This window comes from Caballeronia sp. LjRoot31, assembly GCF_964253885.1.
GTDB lineage: Bacteria > Pseudomonadota > Gammaproteobacteria > Burkholderiales > Burkholderiaceae > Caballeronia.
Window position 1 is genome coordinate 3682314 of the sequence record NZ_CAXURX020000001.1, and the last position, 17044, is coordinate 3699357.

Annotated in this window: 20 protein-coding genes; all 20 read right to left on the reverse strand. The window is 59.6% G+C overall.

Annotation, left to right across the window (positions count from 1 at the left end):
• Nucleotides 1-40: 40 nt before the first annotated feature.
• Entirely contained in the window at nucleotides 41-421 is a 381-nt protein-coding gene (locus ACSQ8V_RS16385) for a phosphoribosyl-ATP diphosphatase (RefSeq protein WP_436206364.1), read from the reverse strand.
• Nucleotides 421-834, reverse strand: coding sequence for a phosphoribosyl-AMP cyclohydrolase (hisI, locus tag ACSQ8V_RS16390; RefSeq protein WP_436206365.1), 414 nt, complete (start codon nucleotides 832-834; stop codon nucleotides 421-423). The genes ACSQ8V_RS16385 and hisI overlap by 1 nt, the downstream gene beginning before the upstream one ends.
• A 3-nt stretch (nucleotides 835-837) precedes the next feature.
• Nucleotides 838-1611, reverse strand: a complete 774-nt coding sequence (gene hisF, locus ACSQ8V_RS16395) for an imidazole glycerol phosphate synthase subunit HisF (RefSeq protein WP_213767158.1) — start codon at nucleotides 1609-1611, stop codon at nucleotides 838-840.
• 282 nt (nucleotides 1612-1893) lie between these two features.
• Nucleotides 1894-2646, reverse strand: a complete 753-nt coding sequence (hisA, locus tag ACSQ8V_RS16400; RefSeq protein WP_089166109.1) for a 1-(5-phosphoribosyl)-5-[(5-phosphoribosylamino)methylideneamino]imidazole-4-carboxamide isomerase — start codon at nucleotides 2644-2646, stop codon at nucleotides 1894-1896.
• 171 nt (nucleotides 2647-2817) lie between these two features.
• Nucleotides 2818-3468, reverse strand: coding sequence for an imidazole glycerol phosphate synthase subunit HisH (hisH, locus tag ACSQ8V_RS16405; RefSeq protein WP_436206366.1), 651 nt, complete (start codon nucleotides 3466-3468; stop codon nucleotides 2818-2820).
• A gap of 31 nt (nucleotides 3469-3499) precedes the next feature.
• Nucleotides 3500-4120: a MarC family protein gene (locus ACSQ8V_RS16410; protein ID WP_213767156.1), complete on the reverse strand. Its 621-nt coding sequence runs from the start codon at nucleotides 4118-4120 to the stop codon at nucleotides 3500-3502.
• Nucleotides 4121-4213: 93 nt separating this feature from the next.
• The gene (hisB, locus tag ACSQ8V_RS16415; protein ID WP_213767155.1) at nucleotides 4214-4801 is read right to left on the reverse strand and encodes an imidazoleglycerol-phosphate dehydratase HisB; all 588 of its coding nucleotides are present in this window, start codon (nucleotides 4799-4801) and stop codon (nucleotides 4214-4216) included.
• Between the two features lie 29 nt (nucleotides 4802-4830).
• Nucleotides 4831-5901 carry a histidinol-phosphate transaminase gene (hisC, locus tag ACSQ8V_RS16420; RefSeq protein WP_436206367.1) on the reverse strand — a complete coding sequence of 357 codons (1071 nt, stop codon included), beginning with the start codon at nucleotides 5899-5901 and terminating at the stop codon, nucleotides 4831-4833.
• Between the two features lie 82 nt (nucleotides 5902-5983).
• Nucleotides 5984-7309: a histidinol dehydrogenase gene (hisD, locus tag ACSQ8V_RS16425; RefSeq protein ID WP_436206368.1), complete on the reverse strand. Its 1326-nt coding sequence runs from the start codon at nucleotides 7307-7309 to the stop codon at nucleotides 5984-5986.
• Between the two features lie 42 nt (nucleotides 7310-7351).
• Nucleotides 7352-8044, reverse strand: coding sequence for an ATP phosphoribosyltransferase (gene hisG / locus ACSQ8V_RS16430; RefSeq protein ID WP_436206369.1), 693 nt, complete (start codon nucleotides 8042-8044; stop codon nucleotides 7352-7354).
• On the reverse strand, nucleotides 8041-9309 hold the full coding sequence (gene murA, locus ACSQ8V_RS16435) for a UDP-N-acetylglucosamine 1-carboxyvinyltransferase (RefSeq protein ID WP_436206370.1): 1269 nt from the start codon (nucleotides 9307-9309) through the stop codon (nucleotides 8041-8043). Before murA ends, hisG begins: the two co-directional genes overlap by 4 nt.
• Nucleotides 9310-9443: 134 nt before the next feature.
• Nucleotides 9444-9683: a BolA family protein gene (locus ACSQ8V_RS16440; protein WP_031362176.1), complete on the reverse strand. Its 240-nt coding sequence runs from the start codon at nucleotides 9681-9683 to the stop codon at nucleotides 9444-9446.
• Nucleotides 9684-9724: 41 nt separating this feature from the next.
• On the reverse strand, nucleotides 9725-10480 hold the full coding sequence (locus ACSQ8V_RS16445; RefSeq protein ID WP_213767151.1) for an ABC transporter permease: 756 nt from the start codon (nucleotides 10478-10480) through the stop codon (nucleotides 9725-9727).
• Nucleotides 10477-11403 (reverse strand): ABC transporter ATP-binding protein, encoded by a 927-nt coding sequence (locus ACSQ8V_RS16450; RefSeq protein WP_436182831.1) that lies wholly within the window; start codon nucleotides 11401-11403, stop codon nucleotides 10477-10479. The genes ACSQ8V_RS16445 and ACSQ8V_RS16450 overlap by 4 nt, the downstream gene beginning before the upstream one ends.
• 1224 nt (nucleotides 11404-12627) lie before the next feature.
• The gene (locus tag ACSQ8V_RS16455) at nucleotides 12628-12900 is read right to left on the reverse strand and encodes an STAS domain-containing protein (RefSeq protein ID WP_436206371.1); all 273 of its coding nucleotides are present in this window, start codon (nucleotides 12898-12900) and stop codon (nucleotides 12628-12630) included.
• Nucleotides 12897-13526, reverse strand: a complete 630-nt coding sequence (locus tag ACSQ8V_RS16460; protein ID WP_213767149.1) for an MlaC/ttg2D family ABC transporter substrate-binding protein — start codon at nucleotides 13524-13526, stop codon at nucleotides 12897-12899. Before ACSQ8V_RS16460 ends, ACSQ8V_RS16455 begins: the two co-directional genes overlap by 4 nt.
• A gap of 122 nt (nucleotides 13527-13648) precedes the next feature.
• Nucleotides 13649-14563: an MlaA family lipoprotein gene (locus tag ACSQ8V_RS16465; RefSeq protein WP_213767148.1), complete on the reverse strand. Its 915-nt coding sequence runs from the start codon at nucleotides 14561-14563 to the stop codon at nucleotides 13649-13651.
• A gap of 97 nt (nucleotides 14564-14660) precedes the next feature.
• Nucleotides 14661-15227: an outer membrane lipid asymmetry maintenance protein MlaD gene (mlaD, locus tag ACSQ8V_RS16470; RefSeq protein ID WP_436206372.1), complete on the reverse strand. Its 567-nt coding sequence runs from the start codon at nucleotides 15225-15227 to the stop codon at nucleotides 14661-14663.
• Between the two features lie 118 nt (nucleotides 15228-15345).
• Nucleotides 15346-16113 (reverse strand): lipid asymmetry maintenance ABC transporter permease subunit MlaE, encoded by a 768-nt coding sequence (mlaE, locus tag ACSQ8V_RS16475; RefSeq protein ID WP_213767146.1) that lies wholly within the window; start codon nucleotides 16111-16113, stop codon nucleotides 15346-15348.
• Nucleotides 16110-16928 (reverse strand): ABC transporter ATP-binding protein, encoded by an 819-nt coding sequence (locus ACSQ8V_RS16480; protein ID WP_436206373.1) that lies wholly within the window; start codon nucleotides 16926-16928, stop codon nucleotides 16110-16112. The genes mlaE and ACSQ8V_RS16480 overlap by 4 nt, the downstream gene beginning before the upstream one ends.
• Nucleotides 16929-17044: the final 116 nt, after the last annotated feature.

Below are 17044 nucleotides of genomic sequence, written 5' to 3' on the forward strand. Positions count from 1 at the left end.
CCTCCTCGGCGACCGGTCGAACCTGACCCGACCCTGCAGCTTAGCCGCCGTTTTCGTTCTGCTCACGATCGCGGGATTTGCGTAACGCCTTTTCTTCGATCCCCGACATCCCCTCTCGCCGTTCCAGTTCGGCAATAACGTCTGCCGGACCGAGGTCGAAATGGGACAACATCACGAGACAATGGAACCACAAGTCGGCCACTTCGCCGACAAGCGCCTTGGGCGTGCCGCCGTGTCGCGTGTCCTTGGCGGCCAGCACGACTTCGGTAGCTTCCTCGCCGATCTTCTTGAGAACGGCGTCGTCACCTTTATGAAAGAGTCGGGAAACGTAAGATTGTTCCGGATCTCCTCCCTTGCGGCTATCGATAATCGCCGCGAGGCGCAGCAACGTGTCTTGCGTGGAAAGCGTGGCTTGAGTCATTACTTATAGATATGTTCAGGGTCCATCAAGACCGGATCGACCGCGACCCAGTCGCCCGTTTCGACCGATCCCTCGAATTTCTGGAAAAAGCACGAATGGCGGCCGGTGTGGCACGCAATGCCCGACACCTGCTCCACTTTGAGCAATACGACGTCTTCATCGCAATCGAGCCGGACTTCATGCACGTGCTGGACGTGTCCCGATTCCTCGCCCTTGAACCACAGGCGCTGGCGCGAACGCGAGTAATACACGGCGCGCTTCAATTCGATGGTCTTCGCCAACGCTTCGCGGTTCATCCACGCGAACATCAGCACGTCGCCCGTTGTGGATTCCTGCGCGATCACCGGCACGAGGCCGTTCGCGTCCCACTTGACCTTATCGAGCCAACTCGCTTCTTCAGTTTGTGCAGTCACCGCTTAAATCCTCACCGAGATGCCCTGATCGGCCATGAAGCGTTTTGCCTCGCCGACCGTGTGTTCGCCATAGTGGAAAATGCTGGCGGCAAGCACCGCATCGGCGTGACCTTCGGTAATGCCGTCGGCCAGATGCGCGAGCGAACCCACGCCGCCCGATGCAATCACCGGAATCGAAATAGCGTCGGACACCGCGCGCGTCAGCGCAAGATCGAAGCCGCTTTTCGTGCCGTCACGATCCATGCTGGTCAGCAGGATTTCGCCGGCGCCAAATTCCGCCATCTTGCGCGCCCACTCGATCACGTCGAGTCCCGTGTTCTTGCGGCCACCGTGCGTGAAAACTTCCCAACGCGGGGTTTCGCCCACGGCGCTGACACGCTTTGCGTCGATGGCCACCACGATGCACTGCGAACCGTGTTTATCCGATGCATCGCGCACGAGTTGCGGATTCGCCACCGCCGATGAATTCATGCTGATCTTGTCGGCGCCCGCGTTTAGCAACCGGCGCACGTCTTCCACCGCGCGCACGCCGCCGCCAACCGTCAGCGGGATAAAGACCTGCGACGCCACCTGTTCGATGATCGGCAAGATCAGGTCACGCTGGTCGGAAGTGGCGGTGATGTCGAGGAACGTGAGTTCGTCGGCGCCCTGGTCGTCGTATCGGCGAGCAATTTCGACGGGATCGCCCGCGTCGCGCAATTCGAGGAAATTGACGCCCTTGACCACGCGGCCAGCGGTGACATCGAGACACGGGATGATGCGTTTAGCGAGAGCCATGTTGTTACGAATGCCGTTGCGCTGCGAGTGAGTGCTTAGGATAAGCGAGGCGGTTCAATCGAAATTGACCGTCGCGGAAAGAAACGAAACGAATGGCCGCCCCGCCTGTACGGACTTGCGGCGCGCCTCGATCAGGCTGAGCAGAAAACTGTCCGGAAGCACATAAGGCGCTTAAATCAGGCGGCCCGAAAAAGTCGCCGCGTGGTCAGGTAACCCACGACTGCGCGGCGCCCTCGCAACATGCGGCTGCTTAGGCTTAAGACTTAGGCGTAAGACTTAGGCTCAGGCGTCGTCGGCTTCGCGCAGCTTGTCGGCGCGCGCTTGCGCGGCGGCGAAATCCAGGTCGCCCGAATAAATCGCGCGTCCGCAAATCACGCCGGAAATACCTTCGTCTTCCACTTCGCACAGGGAGTCGATGTCGCCCAGGTTCGACAATCCGCCGCTCGCGATCACCGGAATCTTGACGGCTTGCGCGAGGCGCACAGTGGCTTCAATGTTGATGCCCTGCAACATGCCGTCGCGGCCGATATCCGTATAGATGATCGCCTCGCAGCCGTAGTCTTCGAACTTGCGGCCGAGGTCGATGACTTCGTGCCCCGTCAGCTTGCTCCAGCCGTCGGTAGCGACCTTACCGTCCTTCGCATCCAGCCCGACGATGATATGACCCGCGAACGCAGTGCACGCATCCTGGAGGAAGCCGGGATTTTTCACCGCCGCCGTGCCGATGATCACGTACTCCAGACCGTCGTCGAGATAGCGCTCGATAGTGTTCAGGTCTCGAATGCCGCCACCGAGCTGCACCGGGATGTCGTTACCGACTTCCTTGATGATCGCGCGGATGGCTTCTTCGTTTTTCGGCTTGCCGGCAAACGCGCCGTTCAGGTCGACGAGATGAAGCCGCCGTGCGCCCCGATCGACCCATAGCCGGGCCATTGCCGCCGGATCTTCGGAAAAAATGGTCGCCTGGTCCATATCGCCTTGTTTGAGGCGTACGCACTGACCGTCTTTTAGATCGATGGCCGGAATGAGCAACATAGAAATAGCGTTATCGGATGAGGGTTGATCGAACGGTTGCAAATTTGGGCACAGCGCCCTGTTTTGCCTGCCGTCTCGCTAGTGTAGTACAAGTGATGCAAGGCTCGCCGCTGCAAACGGCATAAGCCAAAACGTCAAATCACCGCTAAAACAGCACCAAAAACGCGAACTTCATGGTTTCCAGTGTACGAAGTTTCGATACAGCCGCAAGCCCGCATCGGCGCTCTTCTCTGGGTGAAACTGGGTCGCGAACAGATTGTCCCGGGCAACGGCCGAGGTGAACGGCGCGCCGTAAAGGGTTTCGCCGGACGTATGCGCCGGATTGTCCGGAACGCCGTAATAACTGTGCACGAAATAGAAAAATGATTCGTCGGGCACGCCGTCCCACAGCGCGTGCCGCTGCGTCTGACGCACGCGGTTCCAGCCCATCTGCGGGACTTTGAAACGCGAGCCGTCATCTTGCAGTTGGCCTTCCAGATCGAAGCGCACGACCTTGCCGGGTATCAGGCCAAGGCCATTCGTGCCCTTCGCGTCGCCTTCCTGGCTCCAGTCAAACAGCATCTGCTCACCGACACACACGCCCAGCATGGGTTTATTGCGCGCGGCTTCCATGACGGCTTCCTGCAGGCCCGACGCACCGAGGTGCGCCATGCAGTCGCGCATGGCGCCCTGTCCCGGCAGCACGACCCGCTCGGCTGCGCGGATTGCTTCGGGCTGCTCGACGATCGCCACGTCCGCTTCCGGCGCGGCCTTGCGCAGCGCCTGATACACGGAACGCAGGTTGCCCATGCCGTAATCCACGATTGCTATCGAAGTTTTCATCGAAGTATTCAATTCAGCACGTTCCAGAACGCTATTTCAAGGAGGGCAGCAACGCCTTCAATCCGTTGACGATAAATTCCACCGCCAGCGCCGACAGCATCAAACCCATCAGGCGCGTACCAATGTTAATGCCCGTACGCCCGACCCAGCTCGCAATGGGTTCAGCCAGGCGCAGCGCACCGAAACACAACAGCGCCAGCACCCCGCCGATCATGACCAGTCCGATACGGTCATACCAGTGCACCACACTTGCAGAATAGACGATCACCGTACTGATGGAACCCGGTCCCGTCAGCAGCGGAATGGCGAGCGGCACGACCGCGATGCTGCTTTTCATCTCGGCTTCGTGCCGCTCTTCCGGCGTGGAGCGCGCGTTGCCGACTTGCGCATTCAACATGTTGATCGCCATCAACAACATGATGATGCCGCCGCCCACTTCAAGAGAGCCGACGGAAATCCCGAAGAACGCGATGATCTGCTGTCCGAGCAGCGCAGTCACGCCAATCACGCAGAAGACCGAAATGGACGCGATCCGGATCGTGTTTTTCTTCTCCGGGCTCGACATATCGGTCGTCAAGCTCAGAAAAAACGGGATCGCGCCGACCGGATTGATCAGCGCGAGCAACGAAATAAACGATTTGAGTAGATTCATCGCAGGCCGGCATGGCTCGTATCGACGCGGACGGCCCGGACGCGCTTGGAAACACGCCCGACATGCGCCAGTTTCGCGTTATTTAGAAGGCGCTTAAAGGCTGCCCTTGGTCGATGGAATCTGCCCTGCCGCGCGCTCGTCCAGCTCAACAGCCATGCGCAACGCACGGCCGAATGCCTTGAAGACGGTTTCCACCTGATGATGCGCATTGATGCCGCGCAAATTGTCGATGTGCAGCGTCACGCCCGCGTGATTCACGAAACCGCGGAAGAATTCGATGGTGAGATCGACGTCGAACGTGCCAATGCGCGCACGCGTGAACGGGACGTGAAATTCCAGCCCCGGCCGGCCCGAAAAATCGATCACCACGCGTGACAGCGCTTCGTCGAGCGGCACGTAGGAATGGCCGTATCGGCGAATGCCCTTGCGGTCGCCAATGGCCTTCGCCACGGCCTGACCCAGCGTGATACCCGTATCTTCCACCGTGTGGTGGTCATCGATATGAAGGTCGCCATGCGCTTCGACTTCAAGGTCGAAAAGGCCGTGACGCGCGATCTGGTCGAGCATGTGGTCGAGAAACGGCACACCGGTGGCAAGCTTTTGCTTGCCGGTGCCGTCCAGGTCGAGCTTCACACGGATCTGCGTTTCGCTGGTGTTGCGAACGACTTCCGCATTGCGCATGGTGTTTCCTTTGAGACTATTAAGAGATTTCAATGCAGCGCGAGTTTCAGAGCGGCGATCATTTGCGCATTCTCTTCTGCCGATCCGACCGTCAAACGCACGCAATTCGCCAATAACGGATGCATTTTACTCACGTTTTTGATCAAAACCCGCGATGTCAGCAGGGTTTCGAAAACGGCAGCAGCATCGGGAACACGAACCAGCAGAAAGTTGCCGGCGCTGGGATAAACGGTCGCGCCGGGCAGCGCCTTCAAGGCCAGTTCCAACCGCGAGCGTTCAATGCGAAGTTCGGCGGCCTGGGCATCGAGCACGTCGAGGTGATCGAGCATGAAATCCGCGACCGCCTGCGTCAGCACGTTGATGTTGTACGGCGGACGCACTTTATCGAATTCCGTGGTCCATGACGCCTTGCCCGCCAGATAACCCAGGCGAATACCCGCCAGGCCGAGCTTCGACATCGTCCGCATCACGACCACGTTGTCGAAATCTGCAGCGCGCGGCAGCCAGCTTTGCTGGGCGAACGGTTGATACGCTTCATCGATTACGACCAAACTATTCGATGCCGCCGCGATCACGCGTTCAATGTCCGCGTCGTCGTAAAGCGTGCCGGTCGGATTGTTCGGATACGCGAGATACACCAGCGCCGGGTTGTGCGTTTCGATCGCGGCGATCAGCGCGTCGACATCGAGTGTGAAATCAGCGTTCAACGGCACGCCGATAAACTCAAGTCCCGCGAATTTCGCCGACATCTCGTACATCACGAAGCCGGGAACCGGCACGACGACGGTGGCGCCGGGTTTCGCGCACGCCATCGACATCATGCTGATCAATTCATCCGAGCCGTTGCCGAGCAGCAATTCGCACGCGGCGGGCACTTGCATGACGCGCTTGATCTTCTCGATCAACGCGGTCGGACGGGGTTCGGGGTATCGGTTCAAGGCGACGTCAGATAAACGTTCGCCCAATTCAGCAGCCAGCTTCGCCGGCAACCGATACGGATTTTCCATTGCGTCGAGCTTCACTAGACCGGTTGAATTCGGCACGGGATAACACGTCATTGCAAGGACGTCGGGGCGGAGAATGTCTTGTGGTCGTGTCATGGTATTGCCGGACGCCAGGCGCCGGACGTTGGGCGGCTCTAAGGCCGCCTCGGTGTTTAACTCGGTTTGCGTCTTTGCCTTGTTACTGCGATGTATTTTTCATCCGATATTCAGCGCTGCGCGCATGCGCCTGCAGGCCTTCGCCATACGCCAGTTCGGCTGCAATCTCGCCGAGCGTCTGCGCGCCTTCCGCGCTGACTTCAATTACGCTTGAGCGCTTGATGAAGTCGTACACCCCCAGCGGCGATGAAAACCGCGCGGTACGGGATGTCGGTAGTACGTGGTTCGGTCCCGCGCAGTAATCGCCAAGGCTTTCGCTCGTGTAGCGGCCCAAGAAAATAGCGCCCGCGTGACGGATCTGCGCCGCCCAGTGATGCGGATCGAGCGCGGAAATTTCGAGGTGTTCCGGCGCAATGTCGTTCGCGATCGCGCAGGCTTCGTTCATGTCGGCGACCTTGATCAACGCACCGCGGTCTTCGAGCGAGCGCTGGATCACATCGCGACGGGGCAACGTGGGCAGCAATTCGTTGATCGCGTCTTCCACGCGCTGGATAAACGTCGCGTCCGGGCACAGCAAGATGGATTGCGCGAGTTCGTCGTGCTCGGCTTGCGAGAACAGGTCCATCGCGACCCAGCGCGGGTCCGTAGTCGCATCGCAGATAATCAGGATTTCCGACGGTCCCGCGATCATGTCGATACCGACGGTGCCGAACACGCGCCGTTTTGCCGATGCCACGTACGCGTTGCCCGGGCCGCAGATTTTATCGACGGCAGGAATGGATTGCGTGCCGTAAGCCAGCGCGCCGATAGCCTGAGCGCCGCCGATGGTGAACACGCGGTCCACGCCGCCCAGCAACGCCGCCGCGAGCACCAGCGGATTTTTCACGCCGTCGGGCGTGGGCACGACCATCACGATTTCCTTCACGCCGGCCACGCGCGCGGGAATCGCGTTCATCAGCACCGACGACGGATACGCCGCCTTGCCGCCCGGCACGTAGATACCTGCGCGATCCAGCGGCATGACTTTCTGGCCGAGCACCGTGCCGTCTGCTTCCGTGTACTGCCAGCTATGGCTGCCGCACTCGATCCGCTGTTTCTCGTGATAACCGCGCACGCGCGCCGCCGCCGCTTCCAGCGCGGCGCGACGTTTCGGTACGAGCCCTTCGAGCGCCGCCTCCAGTTCGGCCTGCGGCAATTCCAGCGACGCGACGTTCTCGGCTTTCAGCCGGTCAAACTTGTTCGTGTATTCCAGGACAGCGTCGTCGCCACGCGTTTTGACATCGGCGAGAATTTGCGCGACCGAGCGCTCAATGGCTTCGTCCTCGCTCGCCTCGAACGCGAGCACCGCGTGCAGCGCCGTGTGAAAACCGTTGGCGCTGGAATCGAGTTTGCGAATCTTGATAGACATGCTGGTATCCGGTTGTTTGCCCTGCTCTGCTTTACTCTACTTTTACGCGCCAACCGACGCGCGTTCGAACGCATCGAGATACGGTTTCAACGCGGCGCGTTTCAACTTCAGCGCGGCCTGATTGACGACCAGACGCGACGATATTTCCATGATTTCTTCAACTTCGACCAAATCATTCGCGCGCAATGTATTACCTGAACTGACCAGGTCGACAATGGCGTCGGCCAGACCGACCAGCGGCGCCAGTTCCATCGATCCATACAGCTTGATCAGATCGACGTGAACGCCCTTCGCCGCGAAATGCTCACGTGCCACTTCAACATATTTTGTCGCGATGCGCAGCCGCGCACCCTGGCGCACGGCGGTTTCGTAATCGAAGCCATTCTTCACCGCCACCGACATCCGGCAGCGCGCAATATTCAGATCGATCGGTTGATACAAACCGCTGCCGCCATGCTCGATCAACACGTCCTTGCCCGCCACGCCGAAGTCGGCCGCGCCATATTCGACGTAGGTCGGGACATCGGTTGCACGCACGATGATCACGCGCAAGTTCGGGTTCGTGGTCGGCAGGATCAGCTTGCGCGACGTTTCGGGATCTTCCGTCACTTCCACGCCGGCTGCGGCGAGCAGCGGCAGGGTTTCGTCGAAGATGCGTCCCTTCGATAACGCCAGCGTCAACATCGCGCTAGCCGGCACCGAACTCAACGACTGCGAAGTTTGCAGCGAACTCATTGCTCGCCTCCGCTACCGTTGATACGCCGTACGTTCGCGCCAACTGCGGTCAGTTTGCTTTCCATCCGGTCGTAGCCACGATCAAGGTGATAGATACGATCAATCAGCGTTTCACCGTCCGCGCACATGGCCGCGATCACCAGACTCGCCGATGCCCGCAGATCGGTCGCCATCACCTTCGCGCCCGACAGTTTATGCACGCCGTTCACGAGCGCCGTATTACCGTCGACGGTAATACTTGCGCCCAACCGGTTCAATTCCTGCACGTGCATGAAACGGTTTTCGAAGATGGTTTCCACCGCTTGCGACGTGCCGGTCGCGAGCGTGTTGAGCGCCATGAACTGAGCCTGCATGTCGGTGGGGAACGCCGGATACTCCGATGTACGGAAGCTGACCGCCGTCGGACGTTTGTTCATGCGTACGCGAAGCCAGTTCTCGCCTTCTTCAATAGATACACCCGCTTCGTGCAGCTTTTCAATCACGGCTTCGAGCAATGAAGGATTCACGTTACGCAACGTCACGTCGCCGCCGGTAGCCGCGACCGCGCACAGGAACGTGCCCGCTTCAATCCGATCCGGCACCACCGAATGACGCGCGCCGTGCAACTTGTCGACGCCCTGGATCACCAGCCGGTCCGACCCGATCCCGTCGATCTTCGCGCCCATCGCGACGAGCAGATTCGCGAGATCGCTGACTTCCGGCTCGCGCGCCGCGTTCTCGATGACCGTTTCGCCTTCCGCCAGCACCGCCGCCATCAGCAGGTTTTCCGTGCCAGTGACGGTGATCATGTCGGTGACAATGCGCGCGCCCTTCAGCCGCTTCGCCCGCGCTTCAATGAAACCATGCTCGATCGTGATCTCGGCGCCCATCGCCTGAAGGCCCTTGATGTGTTGATCGACGGGACGCGCGCCGATCGCGCAGCCGCCCGGCAACGACACCTTGGCTTCCCCGAAACGCGCGAGCAGCGGCCCGAGTACGAGAATCGACGCGCGCATGGTCTTGACCATTTCATACGGCGCGACCAGGTTGTCGACCTTCGATGCGTTCAGCCAGACCTTTCCGTCCGCTGATTCAGAGCGCAGGCCCATCTGGTTGAGCAGTTTGAGCATCGTGCGCACGTCTTGCAGGTTGGGCACGTTTTCCAGATGCACGTCGTCAGCCGTGAGCAGACTGGCGCAAAGAATGGGCAGCGCCGCGTTCTTCGCACCCGATACCACGATTTCGCCCGAGAGCTTCGCGCCCCCGACAATCACGAGTTTGTCCATGCTTGGCGTTCCTTCTACGGAGCTTCCTGCTGCGGCGCCGTTATCGGCGCTGCGGTTGTCTTGAGTGAATCGCACTAAATTTTCAGCCAGTCGGTTACGGGTGATGCGGTGACATCATCAAATGTTGGGAACGCTCAGACGGGTTTCCACTCGGCCGGGGTCAGCGTTTTCATGCTCAGCGCGTGAATTTCCGCGCGCATGCGGTCGCCGAGCGCCGCGTAGACGAGTTGATGGCGAGCGATGGGCCGCTTGCCTTCGAATGCGTCGCTCACGATGGTCGCGAAGAAATGCTGGCCGTCGCCTTCTACTTCGACATGCTGGCAAGCGAGGCCGCCAGCAATGTATTCCTTCACTTGTTCCGGAGTCGGCAACATGGAAGTCTCCTGAAAATTAAGCGAACTGATGAGTGACGCTATCAATGACGCAGTTTGTAACCGCTTGCCAGCAAGCGTATGGCGATTCCCGCCAGTACGATGAAAAACCCGCCGACAATGCCAAGGCTCGCGAGTGGATTGACGTCGGACATGCCGAAGAAGCCGTATCGGAAACCGTCGATCATGTAGAAGAACGGATTCAGCCGCGACACTTCGCGCCAGATCGGCGGCAGCGTATGGGTGGAGTAAAACACGCCCGACAGGAAAGTCAGCGGCATGATCAAAAAGTTTTGGAATGCCGCGAGCTGGTCGAATTTATCGGCCCAGACGCCGGCGATCAATCCGAGCGTTCCTAGAATTGCAGAACCGAGGATCGCAAAACCGAGAATGTAGAACGGCGCGGCGAAACTCATGGGAATGAACCACACCGTGACGATAAACACGCCAAAACCGACCGCAATCCCGCGCACGACGGACGCGAGCACATACGCAAAGTACATTTCCCAGTGCGACAGCGGCGGCAGCAGGACGAAAACGAGGTTGCCTGTGATCTTCGACTGGATCAGCGACGACGAGCTGTTCGCGAACGCGTTCTGCAACACGCTCATCATCACCAGTCCCGGCACGAGGAAACTTGTGTAAGCCACGCCCGGATAAACCTCGACGTGATTTGTCAGCGCGTGCCCGAAGATCATCAGGTACAAAAGCGCGGTGATAACCGGTGCGAGCACCGTTTGAAACCCAACTTTGTAGAAACGCAGGAGTTCTTTGTAGAACAGGGTACGAAAGCCGCTCATGAAAGGCCCTCGATGACTTCCGGCTCGTTCATCACCTGCACGAACACATCCTCCAGATCTGCTTTGCGCACATCGATTTCATCGAACGTGCAGCCCGCTGCGCGGCATTTCGCCAGGATCGGCTCGACGTCGTCGTAGCTTGCGAGCCGCAACAAATGGTTGGTCCCGGAAGCCGCGCGCGAATCGACTTCCAGCGAGCGCAACTCGACGGGCAATACGCCCTGCGAGAAACGCAACGAAAGCTGCATTCCGGCGAAGCGCTGCAATAGCGTGCTGGTTCGTTCAAGCGCGACGACTTCACCCCGACGCAGCATGGCGAGCCGGTCGCACAACGCCTCGGCTTCTTCAAGATAATGCGTGGTCAGCACGATGGTGTGGCCTTCGCGGTTCAACCGGGAGATGAACTTCCAGAGCGTCTGGCGCAGTTCGACATCGACACCCGCGGTTGGCTCGTCGAGCACGATCACCGGCGGCTTGTGGACCAGCGCCTGGGCTACCAGCACACGACGTTTCATGCCGCCGGAGAGTGCGCGCGTGTTGACATCGGCTTTCTCGGTGAGATCGAGATTGGCCATGATTTCGTCGATCCAGTCGTCGTTCTTGCGCAGGCCGAAATAGCCGGACTGGATGCGCAGTGCTTCGCGGACGGTAAAAAACGGATCGAAGACGAGTTCCTGCGGCACCACGCCCAGCGAGCGGCGCGCCTGGCGGAAGTCGGTGACCACGTCGTGGCCGAGCACGGAGACGGCTCCGCTATCGGCGCGCGCGAGGCCCGCGAGGATGCTGATGAGGGTCGTTTTACCGGCACCGTTGGGGCCGAGCAGGCCGAAAAACTCGCCTTCTTCGACGACGAGGTTCACGCCTTTGAGCGCTTGCAGCTCTTTGTAGCGCTTCTTGACGTTGCGTATTTCTATGGCTGACATGACAGTGCGCGCGCCGGCGGGGCTGCGCCTCGATGTGTGCGGATCGGAACCGGAACCGGCCTTTACAAGATGAAAGGCGGATAGCAGGCCGAAAAAACGGTTGATTATAGGCCAAACGCGGCGGAGGTTAGCCGATTGCTCAAGGGGTCTTCGTTCGCACTTGGGGTTCTGTTTGGGTTGGTGCTTTCAGTGTTTAGTGGTCAGGGGTCTATGCTGGGTTGGTGGTTTCGGCGGTAGTGGTCGGGGTCAATGCCGGGGTGGTCGGTTCTGGGGTTAGCGGTCGGGGTCTATGCCGGGTTGGTGCTTTCGGCGTTAGTGGTCTGCGAGAGTCGGATTTTCTCTTTATCACTATTAGCCACTGTGCGTGGCGGCACGTCATTTCTTTGTCCAAAGCGACAAAGAAACGAAGCAAAGAAAACGCTTTTAAACCACGCTACCCTAAGTGTCCACAGCGTGCAGTTTTCATTCATAGGTGCCCCAAAAGCACAGTGCTCGCCAGAGCGACGGATGTGTGAACCCCTCCTTCTCGCGAATCCTGACACGAACACGCTTCGCCCCGTACGCTCTCGGGCAAGCACAATTGCTAAGGAACCCGCACAGCCTTACGGGTATTTACGGCTGCGGTTTTGACGGATTAGCTATCTGGTCTGTGCGACCGTATTCGTAGGCCACAGCTTGATGCGTGCTTGTGGTTACTGCCTCAGTTTTTGTGAATTGGCTGCGCGTTCTGTACAGCTATTTTCGTCGGTTACGGCCGCCCGCATCTTCGCGGCTTCGTTTCTTGGCGGGTTGGCGACGTGGTTCGAGGTGTGTACAAATTCGGTGGTTGGTCGTCCGCGGATAGCGCGGGGTGCCCCTTGGGCAGGTTCAATCACTGGTGGCGAAGCGTGTGGGTATCCGTGTTCGGAGAAGGAGGGGTTCACACATCCGTGGCTCTGGCGAGCACCGTGCTTTTGGGGCACCTATGAATAGAAACTGCACGCTGTGGACACTTAGGGTAGCGTGGTTTAAAAGCGTTTTCTTTGCTTCGTTTCTTTGTCGCTTTGGACAAAGAAATGACGTGCCGCCACGCACAGTGGCTAATAGTGATAAAGAGAATATCCGACTCTCGCAGACCACCACGGCCGAAAGCACCAACCCGGCATCAACCCCGACCACTAACCCCAGAACCGACCACCCCGGCACTAACCCCGCCCCTAACGCTCGAACCCGGAACCCATCCCCCTAGTGCGAACGAAAAGACAGAAGTGAATCCACGCCATAAGCCTGCGCGAGGCTGGCAAGCCCAGAGGGAAGGTTGACGACGCTGAGCGTTGCACCACGCGCAACCGCCGCGCGTTGCCACGCGAGCAGCACGGCGAGCGCCGACGAATCGAATTGTTTGAGCGACGCGCAATCCACTTCAGTCGCGCCAGCGGCGATCCGCGACAAACCCGCGTCGAGCGCGCTTCTTGCGCTCTCGTGCGTGAGCGTCGCGGCGGTTTCGAAGCGACTCACGATGCCTTGCCGCTCGCCAGTTGCTGGTTACGCTGCGTGAGGAACTGCACCAGCCCGTCCACGCCGTGTTGCTGGATCTGCTCGTTGAACTGCTGCTGGTAAGCCTGAATCAGCCACGCGCCCAGCACGTTGATGTCATAGACCTTCCAGCCCTGCGGCGTCTTATACAAACGATAGTCGAGTTCGATCGGCGAACCGTTGTTCAGCACCACCGAGCGCACCACCACGTCTGTATCGCTAGGATCTGCCCGGAACGGCTTGTACTGAACCTGTTGATCGCGAACCTGAGCAAGCGCCCCCGAATACGTACGGATCAGCAGCATCTTGAACTGCTCGACGATGTCTTTCTGCTGTTGCGGCGTAGCCGTGTTCCAGTTGCGCCCCATGACAAGACGCGTGGTCCGCGTGAAGTCCGTGTACGGCAGGATCTTCTCGTTCACCAGCTGCGTGATGCGCGTGATGTTGCCCGACTGGATCTGCTTGTCAGCCTTGATCTGATCGAGCACTTGCGATGTGACTGTCTTGACCAGCCCGTCAGGAGTGGACATGTCGCCAGCCTGCGCGAACGCACCGCTACAAAACGCCATCAGCACGGCAAACAGGGGAAGTAGAAATAGTTTTTTCATTACGGACTCTGCAAAAAAAGTGGCCTGAGTTTGAGCGTGGTGTTCACCATGAGTTCATCTTCCACACCCTTTCAGCCATCGAAAGGCTTTCGTTATATTACCGGGCCGTCATTCTGCACGCATTAACGCAGCCTGAACGACGGGAACGACGGAATCCGCGGCGGCACCATCTGGTCCGGCCGCACAGTATTCGCACCGGGTTCGCTCGCCGCAGTCTCGCCCGAAGCCGCCTCCGGTGCCGACGCAGCCGCAACCGGCGCCGCAGTGGTAGCTGAAGCAGGCGCTGCGCCTGCTGCCGCGCCGCTGTCTACATCCTCGTACTTCGGCAGAGCTTCGTTGCCGTCGCTCGCGCTGTTGTCGCCGCCGATCAGATACTGGCGGCGTTGCAGATATGCATTACGCACGAACGAATACTTGTCGAGCGCCGCGCCCGCCAGCACGTCGCCCGCGCCCAGCAAGTTGGCTCGCGTGTTGATCAGTTGCAGACCGAAGAGCGTGGAACGGAACCAGGTCGGGTCCACGAAGCTCGTCACGCTGCCGAAATAATCGACAACCGTACCCGCCGTATCACGCACCGTGCTCGGTCCCAGCAACGGCAGCACGACATAGGGGCCCGCCGGCACGCCGTAATGGCCGAGCGTCAAGCCGAAATCCTGGGTGTGCTTCGGCAGTCCGGCAACGCTAGCTACGTCGAACAAGCCGGCCACGCCGAAGATCGAGTTCATCACGACACGCATGATGTCCGACACGCCGTCTGCAATCTTCAACTGCACCAGATTGTTCGCAGCGGTATAAATATCGCCGATATTGCCGAAGAAATTTGTGACACTGTCGCGCACCGGCTGCGGCGTAACGTACACGTACCCCTTGGCAATCGGCTTGAGCGCGACTTCATCGATCTTGTCGTTGATCGTGAACATCGTCCGGTTGTAACTCTCGAACGGATCACCCTTGGTCGGCGTGGTGACGGTTGCGCACCCGGCAAGCACCGCCACCGCGACTATCACAGCCGCGCTATTTACGCGCATTGCCTGCATTTGTTCTTCTCCTTATTGATGCTGATCCGAAGGCCACGCCCGTACTGCGAGATCGGCACGCCTTCGACTGCCTGGAATCTGGAACCGCCAGTCCGGCTCATTGAGTCGCCGCGCTCGCGCCCATCGCGCTCGCGGCGCCCGGGAAAGCTGGCGCGGCAGGCGTTGCAGCAGGTGCGGCAGAGGTTGCCGGACTCTTGGATGCGCCCGAATCCGCCGCTTTGTTGTACAGGAATTGCCCGATCAGATTCTCAAGAACCACCGCCGATTGCGTCATCGAAATGGTGTCGCCCGCTTTGAGCATCTGGTCGTCGCCGCCCGGCTCCAGGCCGATGTACTGCTCGCCGAGCAAGCCCGACGTCAGGATCTTCGCCGACGAATCCTTCGGAAACTGATATTGCTTGTCGAGGTCAATGGTGACCAACGCCTGATACGTGTTCTGGTCAAAACCGATCGAATCCACACGGCCCACCGTCACGCCCGCGCTCTTCACCGGCGCACGCGGCTTCAGCCCGCCGATATTGTCGAATTTCAGCTTGACCGCGTAGGTCGGCTGAAACGACAGCGAGCTCATGTTGCCCGCCTTCAACGCAAGGAATAACAGCGCCACGAAGCCCAGCACCACGAAGAGGCCGACCCAAAAGTCGAGAGCAGCAGTCTTTTTCATCGTCTTCCCAAAGAATCTTGTCGCAGTTTTTTGTGTGAAGGACTGTGCCCTTCACAACGTCCACGAACCGGTGAACCGAATCGCGACATAAAGAGCGTCGCGGTCCGGCCCGGAGTAGTCAGTTGAACATCAGCGCGGTCAGCAGGAAATCCAGCCCGAGCACGGCCAGCGAGCCGTACACCACCGTTTTCGTGGTTGCGCGCGAAACGCCTTCCGGCGTCGGCTGGGCTTCATAACCCTGGAACAACGCAATGAACGTGACGGCAAAGCCGAACACCAGGCTCTTGATCACGCCGTTGCCTACGTCGCTCCATACGTCGATGCCGCCTTGCATCTGGGACCAGAACGCGCCCGAATCCACGCCGATCATCAGCACGCCGACCACATAACCGCCGAAAATGCCGACCGCGCTGAAAATGGCGGCCAGAATCGGCATGGCGATGATGCCCGCCCAGAAGCGCGGCGCCACCACCACCTTGAGCGGATCGACCGCCATCATTTCCATGGCGGTAAGCTGCTCGCCGGCTTTCATCAGGCCGATTTCCGCCGTCAGCGACGTGCCCGCGCGACCCGCGAACAGCAACGCGGTCACCACCGGCCCGAGTTCGCGCACCAGCGACAGCGCCACCAGGAGGCCGAGCGCTTGCTCGGAGCCGTATCGGTTAAGGGTGAGATAACCCTGCAAACCGAGCACAAAACCCACGAACAAGCCCGAAACCGCGATGATCAACAGCGAATAGTTACCGACAAACAGGATCTGTTTCGTGACAAGGCGCGGCCGGCGCATCAACGGAAAGAATTCGACGACCAGGCGCAGGAACATGCGCGTCGCGTAACCAATCGTGCCGAAGCTGCCGAGCACCGACCGTCCGATGGCGCTGATCATGCTTTTGCTCCAAGTCCAAAGTCCGCCGCCAGCGGCGTCGTGCTTGGATAGTGAAATTTGAACGGACCGTCCGGCGTACCGTCGATAAACTGCCGAACCGACGGTTCCTGGGACGCCCGCAACTGCGCCGGCGTGCCTTCAGCCAGAACGCCGCCGTTCGCGATGAAATACACGTAATCGGCAATGGCGAACGATTCCGGCACGTCGTGCGTCACCAGAATGGACGTGGCGCCGAGCGCGCTGTTCAGCGTGCGGATCAAATTAGCCGTGATGCCGAGCGAAATGGGATCGAGGCCTGCAAAGGGCTCGTCGTACATCATCAGTTCGGGATCCAGCGCGATGGCACGGGCAAGCGCCACGCGGCGAGCCATGCCGCCCGATATCTCCGACGGCGCGAGATCGCGCGCCCCCCGCAAACCGACCGCGTTGAGCTTCATCAGCACGAGGTCACGCAGGAGTTCTTCGGGGAGATCGGTGTGTTCCCGCAGCGGGAACGCGACGTTATCGAATACGGATTGATCGGTGAACAACGCGCCGAACTGAAACAGCATCCCCATCTTGCGGCGAAGCGCGTAAAGGCCGTCGCGGGTCTGCGTGCCGACGTCCTTGCCGCCGAACAACACCTGGCCGCGTTTAGCCTTCACCAAACCGCCGATCAAGCGCAGCACGGTCGTCTTGCCACAGCCGGAACCGCCCATGACAGCCACGACCTGACCGCGCTTGAAGCGCATGTTCAGGTTCGATAATACGAGCCGGTCGCCGTAGCCGAAATCGACGTCGCGAAGCTCTAGCAAGGTCTCGGGAGAAGCTGACACGAAGGCTGACAATCCTTTTACACAAGAGGGCCGAATTATAGGGCCTCTACGCAACGGGTGTCGTGGGGGCCCCCTTCGGTTGGTTTAACGGCTGAATATTTTCCCGAATCCGGCGC

Bases quoted from the DNA above. Each gene is read 5' to 3' on its own strand.
- ACSQ8V_RS16385 (WP_436206364.1), bottom strand. From the start codon at position 421: ATGACTCAAGCCACGCTTTCCACGCAAGACACGTTGCTGCGCCTCGCG.
- hisF (WP_213767158.1), bottom strand. From the start codon at position 1,611: ATGGCTCTCGCTAAACGCATCATCCCGTGTCTCGATGTCACCGCTGGC.
- hisA (WP_089166109.1), bottom strand. From the start codon at position 2,646: ATGTTGCTCATTCCGGCCATCGATCTAAAAGACGGTCAGTGCGTACGC.
- hisH (WP_436206366.1), bottom strand. From the start codon at position 3,468: ATGAAAACTTCGATAGCAATCGTGGATTACGGCATGGGCAACCTGCGT.
- ACSQ8V_RS16410 (WP_213767156.1), bottom strand. From the start codon at position 4,120: ATGAATCTACTCAAATCGTTTATTTCGTTGCTCGCGCTGATCAATCCG.
- hisB (WP_213767155.1), bottom strand. From the start codon at position 4,801: ATGCGCAATGCGGAAGTCGTTCGCAACACCAGCGAAACGCAGATCCGT.
- hisC (WP_436206367.1), bottom strand. From the start codon at position 5,901: ATGACACGACCACAAGACATTCTCCGCCCCGACGTCCTTGCAATGACG.
- hisD (WP_436206368.1), bottom strand. From the start codon at position 7,309: ATGTCTATCAAGATTCGCAAACTCGATTCCAGCGCCAACGGTTTTCAC.
- hisG (WP_436206369.1), bottom strand. From the start codon at position 8,044: ATGAGTTCGCTGCAAACTTCGCAGTCGTTGAGTTCGGTGCCGGCTAGC.
- murA (WP_436206370.1), bottom strand. From the start codon at position 9,309: ATGGACAAACTCGTGATTGTCGGGGGCGCGAAGCTCTCGGGCGAAATC.
- ACSQ8V_RS16440 (WP_031362176.1), bottom strand. From the start codon at position 9,683: ATGTTGCCGACTCCGGAACAAGTGAAGGAATACATTGCTGGCGGCCTC.
- ACSQ8V_RS16445 (WP_213767151.1), bottom strand. From the start codon at position 10,480: ATGAGCGGCTTTCGTACCCTGTTCTACAAAGAACTCCTGCGTTTCTAC.
- ACSQ8V_RS16450 (WP_436182831.1), bottom strand. From the start codon at position 11,403: ATGTCAGCCATAGAAATACGCAACGTCAAGAAGCGCTACAAAGAGCTG.
- ACSQ8V_RS16460 (WP_213767149.1), bottom strand. From the start codon at position 13,526: ATGAAAAAACTATTTCTACTTCCCCTGTTTGCCGTGCTGATGGCGTTT.
- ACSQ8V_RS16465 (WP_213767148.1), bottom strand. From the start codon at position 14,563: ATGCAGGCAATGCGCGTAAATAGCGCGGCTGTGATAGTCGCGGTGGCG.
- mlaD (WP_436206372.1), bottom strand. From the start codon at position 15,227: ATGAAAAAGACTGCTGCTCTCGACTTTTGGGTCGGCCTCTTCGTGGTG.
- mlaE (WP_213767146.1), bottom strand. From the start codon at position 16,113: ATGATCAGCGCCATCGGACGGTCGGTGCTCGGCAGCTTCGGCACGATT.